Source organism: Rhodococcus sp. 05-2255-3B1, from assembly GCF_002258545.1.
Lineage (GTDB): Bacteria > Actinomycetota > Actinomycetes > Mycobacteriales > Mycobacteriaceae > Rhodococcoides.
In genome coordinates, this window is the sequence record NZ_NOZC01000036.1 from 879,684 (window position 1) to 887,147 (window position 7,464).

A 7,464-nucleotide genomic window follows, 5' to 3' on the forward strand; every position below is an offset into this window, starting at 1 on the left:
ATCTAGGGTGCTGGGGTGGCTTCGAATCTGACTCAGACCCTGCTCGACCCGATTCTCGCCGCCGATCCGGCCGGTCCGCGCGTGACGTTCTACGACGATGCGTCCGGTGAGCGGGTCGAGGTGTCGGCGGTGACCCTCGCGAACTGGGCCGCCAAGACCGCCAACTTGTTGCGCGACGAGTTCGCCTTCGAGGTGGGTGGCAGGGTGAGTGTGCTGTTGCCCGCGCACTGGCAGACGGCTGCGGCACTGCTGGGAGTCTGGTGGGCAGGCGGCGAGGTGGTCGTCGGGGCCGACGACTCCGCGGACGTGGCGATGGTGTCGGGCGATCGGCTCGACGAGTCTCCCGAGGCGGACGAGGTGTTGGCGTTCTCGCTCGACGCGTTCGGCAAGGCGGTTCCCGATCTGCCGATCGGCATGACCGATTACGCGACGTCGGTGCGGGTGCACGGCGATCAGTTCAGGGTCGCGGGTTCCGCGAGCGCAGGCGCGGCACTGGACGGGCGTTCGGTGGACGAGGTGCTCGCTGCCGCTCGTGAGCGAGCCGACGCGCGGTCGTGGACGGCCTCGGACCGGATCGCCTCCAGCGCGTCCTGGAACACGGCCGACGAGCTCATCGACGGTCTGCTCTCGGTTCTCGTCGTCGGCGCGTCACTGGTTCAGGTGGCCAATCCGGACGAGACGAAGTCCCAGCGGCGGGCCGAGACCGAAAAGGTCACCGCCACCGCTGCTCAGCCGGGCTGACGGTAGCCACCGTCGGCGAGTCCGGCCTCGATCTCGTACTTGTTCGCCGGGCCCCGATGCCGCGCTTCCTCGGCGAGGTAGCGGAACGGGAAGCTGAGCCCGAAGTTCGCCCATTGGTCTGCGTGGACGGCCTCGTGCCGCAGAACCCGACGGGCGGTGTTGCCCTTCGTCAGATAGGCACCGCCGAATGTCGTTCCGCCGCGGCCGAATCCGCCGCGCAGCCCGGTGCACACGAACAGGGAGAATTCGTCGTCGAAGCGCGCGGTACCGCGCCAGAGCCGGGCATAGAGCAAGGCCAGCCGTGTCACGAGCATGGACTGCCGGCTACCGCGACCTGCGCGCTCGATCTGCTCGCTGCGTGACACGGCTGCGCTCACCCGAGCAGAGTGGTGCGCAGCGCTTTGTCCTTCTCCAGCACCATGGCCTCGAGCGAGGCCTGGAACGCAGCCATCCGTTCTTGCAGAGCCGGATCGGATGCACCGAGAATTCGGACCGCGAGCAGCCCTGCGTTGCGTGCACCACCGATGGAGACGGTGGCCACGGGAACACCGGCGGGCATCTGGACGATCGAGAGCAGCGAGTCCATACCGTCGAGGTACTTCAGGGGCACCGGAACGCCGATGACCGGCAGCGGCGTCGCCGACGCGACCATGCCGGGCAGGTGGGCCGCTCCCCCGGCACCGGCGATGATCACCCGGATCCCGCGGCCTGCGGCCTCGCGCGCGTAGTCGAGCATGCGCTGCGGGGTGCGGTGCGCCGACACGACGCCCACCTCGAAGCGAATCCCGAACTCCGCCAGTGCTTCTGCTGCTGCTTCCATGGTGGGCCAGTCGGAATCGCTGCCCATGATCAGGCCGACGGCAGGAGTGGAGCCTGCGGAACGACCATCGGGGGCAGGAGTGTTGTCAGTCATCGTGCGGATCCCATCCGTCGGTCCATTCGGCGTGCGACATCCAGTGCGCTGCGCGTTCGGCTCGCTCGCGCACCGCGGCCACGTAGGCGGGGTCGGCAAGCGAACCCGATTGCGCGCCCAGGATGTTCACGTGGCCGATCTTGCGATCCTTGCGCTCGCCCTTGCCGTACAGATGCACCCCCGCATCGGGCATGCGGGCGAACAGGTGATGCAGCCGCTCGTCCATCGTCATCTCGGGGGCCTCGGGCGCGCCCAGAATGTTGGCCATCACTGTCACCGGAGCGAGTGGATCGGTGTCGCCGAGCGGGTAGTCGAGTACCGCACGGAGGTGCTGCTCGAACTGCGAGGTGCGACACCCGTCCATGGTCCAGTGACCGGAGTTGTGGGGTCGCATGGCGAGTTCGTTGACCAGGAGCTTGCCCGAGGTGGTCTCGAACAGTTCGACAGCGAGGTCTCCGACGACGCCGAGCGCACCGGCGATGTCGAGCGCGAGCCTGCCTGCGAACGTGGCCACGTCCTCGTCGAGGTCGGGAGCAGGTGCCAGCACGACGGCGCACTGGCCGTTGCGTTGCACGGTCTCCACGACGGGCCACGCGGCACCCTGGCCGAACGGCGACCGGGCGACCATCGCCGACAGCTCGCGGCGCATGGCGACCTTCTCCTCGACCATGAGCGGTACACCCAGGTCGAGTTGGGCAGTGACGATCGCCTCGGCTTCCTCGGCGTCGGCGGGCATCCAGACGCCGCGCCCGTCGTAGCCGCCGCGAACGGCCTTGAGTACCACCGGCCACCCGTGCTCGTCTCCGAACGCAATCGCGTCCTGTGCCCACGAGACCTCGGCGTAGGCGGGACCGGGCGCGCCGAGTTCGGCGAGCTTGCGGCGCATACGAAGTTTGTCCTGGGCGAAGATCAACGCACTCGGTGGCGGTTGCACGTTGACGCCTTCCGCCACGAGAGTCTCGAGGTGCTCGGTCGGCACCTGCTCGTGGTCGAAGGTGAGAGCGTTGGAACCGGTCGCGGCCGTGCGGAGCGCATCGAGGTCGTCGTGGTGCCCGAAGACGACGTCGGGGCTGACCTGAGCTGCCGGCTCGTCGGCACCCGCGGCGAGGACGCGAAGAGTCTGTCCCAGCTCGATTGCGGACTGGTGAGTCATTCGGGCGAGCTGACCGCCGCCGATCATCGTCACCACGGGCATTCCGGTCGACGACGGGCGCGCAGCAGTGGGGCGCGGTTCGGTACCTGTCACGGCTCACCATGGTGTCATGTCGCACGCATTCGGTCCGAACCGGCGTCCGGCCCGCCGGGCCACTTGCTGGGCGAGGACCTGTGGAAACCCTGATGATCGGAGCCTCGGTTCGGCGAATCCAGGGTGGGTTTCGTAGACTTCACCGTTGTGCCGACGATCGCAAGCGTGCTCCAACGCTTACCCAAGCCCATTCGGGACCTCGCGATCCGACACAGTGAGCTGATCAAGTTCGCCATCGTCGGTGGCACGACGATGGTGTTCGACCTCGTCATCTTCTACTCGCTGAGCCTGACCGTGCTCGAGCAGAAGCCGGTGATCGCCAAGATCATCTCGGGTGTTCTCGCCACCCTGCTCAGCTACTTCCTCAACCGCGAGTGGGCATTCAAGCATCGCGGCGGACGCGAGCGGCACCACGAGGCACTGCTCTTCTTCGCGATCAGCGGCATAGGCGTGCTCATCGCAGCCGGTCCCCTGTGGATCGCGAACAACGTCTTCGACATTCGCGACACCAGTGAGTCGCTGACCACGGTGGTCATCATCGACTTCGTCCTCAACTACATCATCGGCAACCTGCTGCAGATGGCATTCCGGTTCTGGGCACTGCGCCGCTTCGCCTTCCCCGAGGACAACGCGCGCACCATCTTGGAAGTGGACGCCGAACGCAACGAGGACCCGACCGACGCAGCGGACGCACTCGACCTTCCCTGAGACGATCAGCGCGGCTCGCGCCGAGGCACGGCAGCCGACGGTTCACGCCACGCAGGGAGGAAGACCGAGAAGAGCGCCGGACGGCGGCGCTGCAGTTCCAGCCTGCCACCGTCCGCCTCGATCAGCGCCCGGGCCAGCGCGAGCCCGACACCGGTGGAACCGGCTCCCGAGAATCCACGGTCGAAGATGTGCGGAGCGAGTTCGTTGCTCACCCCTGGTCCCTCGTCCGAGACCTCGACACAGACCAGTCGTTCACGGCGTCCCTCGGTGCTCTCGACCGCCGAGACGGCCCGAACCGCCACCGTGCACGCGCCTTCTCCGTGCACCAGGGAATTGTCCACCAGAACCGAGACCGCTTCGCGCAACCGCGAGCCGGTCACCGAGGCCTTCAGGTCCGCATCACCCTTGAGCACCAGGGTCCGCCCCACGTCCTCGAAGTTTCGCTGCCACTCGACGATGGTGCCGATCAGTTCCTCGACGACCGAGACCTCGTGCGCGTCGGCAGCGCCGTCACTTCGAGAGGATCGAACGAGCTCGTCGATGGCGAGGGTCAGTCGGTCCACCTGATCCATCGCCTCGTTCGCCTCGTCGACCACTGCCGGATCCGGGTGCGTGGAGATCTCGTCCAGGCGTAGACGGACGGCGGTCAGGCGGCTGCGAAGCTGATGCGAGACATCGGCGACCAACGTGTGTTCCCGTTGCAGCCGCCCGGCGATCTCGACGGTCGCCGAATCGAGAACCTCCGAGACCCGATCGAGTTCTGCGATGCCGTGCCGTCGTGGGTCCGGCCGAAAGTCGCCCTCGGCCAGGCGGGCGGCGCGCCGCGCCACATCCTGCAACGGGTCGGCCAGCCGCTTGGCCGTCGCTACGGCCACGACGGTGCCTGCCATCGCCGATGCGAGAACGACGAGAGTCACCGCTCCGAGCGCCTGGCGCTGAAGGGAACGCATGTCGTCGGACGGAACTTCGAGGCGAAGCGAACCAGAGGTACCCATCGACAGCGATTCGACGAGCGGTCGAGGCACGGACGACTGCCCGATGTCCGCGCGCGATGCGGCATCCTCGGGGGTCGGGTAGATGACCACGAGCCGGCCACCCTGTGGGATCGCCAACCGGAGCGAGCCGATATCGAGCTGGCCCTCGATCAGCCCCGCCGACCCTTCCTGCGAGATGATCTCGGCCGCCATTCGATCCAGGCGTGCCTGCAGGTCGTTGCGGGTGAAATCCTCCACCCACAACCACGCGGTGTACATCAGGGGCAGACCGAGCAGCAAGGCCGTCATGACGACGACAGCGAGAATCGAGACCAGAATCCGGCGCCGCATCGACCGCTAGTCGCTGTTGATACGGAAGCCGACGCCGCGCACCGTCGCGATACGACGCTCGGCCACGGGTCCTTCGTCGCCGATCTTGCGACGCAGCCAGGACATGTGCATGTCGAGGGTCTTCGATCCGCGCAGCTCCGCGTCGCCCCAGACCTCACGCAGGATCACCTCGCGAGAGACGACTTGGCCCGCATGGTCGAGCAAGACCTTGAGCAGCTCGTACTCCTTGTTGGCCAGAGATATCTCGGTGCCGCCGACCAGGACGCGTCGAGCAGCGGGTTCGAGACGAATGGCACCGACCTCGATCGGGGAATCCTCCCCGGCACCACGGCGGCGGAGCAACGCACGTACGCGGGCCATGAGCTCGGCGAGCCGGAAGGGCTTGCCGACGTAGTCGTCGGCCCCGGCGTCGAGACCGACCACGAAGTCGACCTCGTCGGTTCGCGCGGTGAGCATGAGTACGGCGACCTCGGATCGGTTGGCACGCACCTGCCGACACACTTCGAGGCCGTCCATCCCCGGCAGGCCGAGGTCGAGTATCAACAGGTCGAACTTTCCATCCAGCGCGCGCTGGAGGGTTGCGGGGCCGGTCTGTTCGACGGTCACCGTGTAGCCCTCGCGTCCGAGAGCTCGGGACAGGGGCGCAGCGATGGCTTCGTCGTCTTCGGCAAGCAGCACGTCGGTCACATCGGTCACCATACGGTTCGAAGGTGAGAACAGCCTGTGTTACCTGCGTTTCCCGGCTCGCCAACCTGGTTTGGACTCGACAGCCGAATCCTCGGGAATCGGCTCGAACGCTCCCTGCAGGCCGTGCACGGATTCCCGGCGGTACTCCATCGAGTCGAATACCTGCTGGTAGAGCAGGGAATGCACGCGTTGTACGTGCGGAATGTCGTCGAATTCGAGCGGATCGTCCGATGCCGAGGCGATGATGAGCGTCCCGGTTCGCAACATCCGGTCGAGGAGTCCGTGGCGAAACTGCACGTTGCTGATTCGGCTCATCGGAATGTCGATGCCGGAGTGGGTGAGCACGCCCTGTCTGATCAACACTCGCCGGTCGGTGACGATGAAATGCGTGCACTTCCAGCTGATCAGTGGCACCAGGCACCGCCACACGACGATCGCCACCCACAGCACCGCGGTGGCGATCATTGTGACGTTCGCGGCGGTCGATTCGAGCCGCGCACTCGCGACTCCGAGACCGACCCCTGCCAGGCCGGTGACGAGCACGAATGTCACCGACGGCAGGACGAGCATCTTCCAGTGGGGGTGATGATGGAGCAGGAGCTCTTCCTCGTCGGCCAACGCGTCCTGTGGGTAACCCACGTGCACTCCTGACTACTCGCTTCGACTTCCGTCGAGTCGATATGGTCTCACGAGAGGGGTCGGAGATGAGTGACATCACCGGCGGCCACGGCCAGCACCGACGGCGCGTCGGACCCTTGCTGCTCGACCTCGATCACGATCCGGCCGTGCTCGTCGACGTCGATTGCCGTTCCCACCTTCTCGTCGCCGCCGGGCAGATCGACTCGTACACGCTGCCCGATGGTGCCGCACCTCTCCCGGTACCGGTGGACGAGGGCGTCGGTGTTCCAGTTCGAGTCCCGCCACGAGTCCACCTCGGCGGCCATTCCCCGCAGGATCGCCCGAACCAACGTGTCGCGGTCGAGAACCGCAGCCCCTTCCAGCGCCAGTGACGTCGCCGTGGGCACCGGCAGCTCGTCGCTCGTCATCGACACGTTCACTCCGAGCCCGATGACGACGGTGGGCGAGGGCCCGTGCGCGGCGACCTCGGCCAGGATGCCCGAGACCTTCTTGCCACCGATGAGGACGTCGTTGGGCCATTTCAATCGAGCATCGACTTCACCGACGGTGCGCAACGCGTCGACCAGTGCGATTCCGGTCATGAGCGATACCCACCCGAGCACGGCCGGATCGATTCCGGGGAACTTCAGCAGCATCGACACCAGAATCTGCGACCGCGGCACACCGGAGAACGGTCGCGCGTGCCTGCCGCGTCCGCTGTCCTGATGTTCGGCGATCAGTGCCGTCCGGTCCGCGTAATTCGCTGCGCCCGCGATCAGGTCCGCGTTGGTCGAACCGGTTTCCGCTACCACGTCCACCCGAGACCAGGAGGCCTGCGGGCCGTCCACCAGTGCCCGGCGAAGCGCGCGAACGTCCAGTGGTGGGCGATCGAGGTTTGTCCACATACGCACCAGCATATGGGCTCGGCGACAGGCCCAGGGCCTGCCGCGAACCACCCTCGGTCGGGGCGCAGATCACACTCGCAGTTAAAGTAGTGCCCCATGACCAGCGTCCAGGATTCCACTGCACACGGGTCGGCCGAAGCCCCCGATATCCATACCACTGCGGGTAAATTGGCCGATCTTCGTAAACGTCTCGCGGTTGCGGAGATTCCGTCCGGTGAGGCAGCGGTGGACAAGGTCCACGCCAAAGGCAAGCTGACCGCCCGTGAGCGGATCACCGCCCTGCTCGACGAGGGCTCGTTCGTCGAACTCGACGCCCTCGCC

Annotated in this window: 10 protein-coding genes; 3 read left to right on the plus strand and 7 right to left on the minus strand. The window is 66.7% G+C overall.

Going from position 1 to position 7,464, the window contains the following annotated elements; genetic code table 11:
• The first annotated feature begins 15 nt into the window (after positions 1-15).
• Positions 16-741, plus strand: a complete 726-nt coding sequence (locus CH249_RS24935; RefSeq protein ID WP_094682905.1) for a TIGR03089 family protein — start codon at positions 16-18, stop codon at positions 739-741.
• Here the strand turns inward: CH249_RS24935 and CH249_RS24940 are convergent.
• The 3 genes from CH249_RS24940 to CH249_RS24950 are packed head-to-tail and all read right to left on the minus strand — an operon-like array spanning position 729 to position 2,900.
• Complete coding sequence (locus CH249_RS24940) at positions 729-1,118, minus strand: hypothetical protein (RefSeq protein ID WP_373453536.1); 390 nt, start codon at positions 1,116-1,118, stop codon at positions 729-731. The genes CH249_RS24935 and CH249_RS24940 overlap by 13 nt on opposite strands.
• Positions 1,115-1,654 (minus strand): 5-(carboxyamino)imidazole ribonucleotide mutase, encoded by a 540-nt coding sequence (purE, locus tag CH249_RS24945; protein WP_094656951.1) that lies wholly within the window; start codon positions 1,652-1,654, stop codon positions 1,115-1,117. Before purE ends, CH249_RS24940 begins: the two co-directional genes overlap by 4 nt.
• Positions 1,647-2,900: a 5-(carboxyamino)imidazole ribonucleotide synthase gene (locus CH249_RS24950; protein WP_094682907.1), complete on the minus strand. Its 1,254-nt coding sequence runs from the start codon at positions 2,898-2,900 to the stop codon at positions 1,647-1,649. Before CH249_RS24950 ends, purE begins: the two co-directional genes overlap by 8 nt.
• Before the next feature lie 147 nt (positions 2,901-3,047).
• Here CH249_RS24950 and CH249_RS24955 point away from each other — a divergent pair, with 147 nt between their 5' ends.
• Positions 3,048-3,608, plus strand: coding sequence for a GtrA family protein (locus CH249_RS24955; protein WP_045199996.1), 561 nt, complete (start codon positions 3,048-3,050; stop codon positions 3,606-3,608).
• 5 nt (positions 3,609-3,613) lie between these two features.
• Here CH249_RS24955 and CH249_RS24960 read toward each other — a convergent pair whose 3' ends face one another.
• The 4 genes from CH249_RS24960 to CH249_RS24975 are packed head-to-tail and all read right to left on the minus strand — an operon-like array spanning position 3,614 to position 7,143.
• Positions 3,614-4,933 (minus strand): HAMP domain-containing sensor histidine kinase, encoded by a 1,320-nt coding sequence (locus CH249_RS24960; protein ID WP_094682908.1) that lies wholly within the window; start codon positions 4,931-4,933, stop codon positions 3,614-3,616.
• A gap of 6 nt (positions 4,934-4,939) precedes the next feature.
• Complete coding sequence (locus CH249_RS24965) at positions 4,940-5,620, minus strand: response regulator transcription factor (RefSeq protein WP_037190266.1); 681 nt, start codon at positions 5,618-5,620, stop codon at positions 4,940-4,942.
• Between the two features lie 39 nt (positions 5,621-5,659).
• On the minus strand, positions 5,660-6,259 hold the full coding sequence (locus tag CH249_RS24970) for a PH domain-containing protein (RefSeq protein ID WP_094632555.1): 600 nt from the start codon (positions 6,257-6,259) through the stop codon (positions 5,660-5,662).
• Between the two features lie 47 nt (positions 6,260-6,306).
• Positions 6,307-7,143, minus strand: a complete 837-nt coding sequence (locus CH249_RS24975) for a biotin--[acetyl-CoA-carboxylase] ligase (RefSeq protein ID WP_045200001.1) — start codon at positions 7,141-7,143, stop codon at positions 6,307-6,309.
• Positions 7,144-7,239: 96 nt separating this feature from the next.
• On the opposite strand from CH249_RS24975, the gene CH249_RS24980 reads away from it, so the two are divergent.
• A partial coding sequence (locus CH249_RS24980; protein ID WP_303396054.1) for a carboxyl transferase domain-containing protein occupies positions 7,240-7,464 on the plus strand: 225 nt, incomplete at its 3' end.

Excerpts from the sequence above, each read along its gene's own strand:
- purE (WP_094656951.1), bottom strand. The coding sequence starts at position 1,654 with ATGACTGACAACACTCCTGCCCCCGATGGTCGTTCCGCAGGCTCCACT.
- CH249_RS24960 (WP_094682908.1), bottom strand. The coding sequence starts at position 4,933 with ATGCGGCGCCGGATTCTGGTCTCGATTCTCGCTGTCGTCGTCATGACG.
- CH249_RS24975 (WP_045200001.1), bottom strand. The coding sequence starts at position 7,143 with ATGTGGACAAACCTCGATCGCCCACCACTGGACGTTCGCGCGCTTCGC.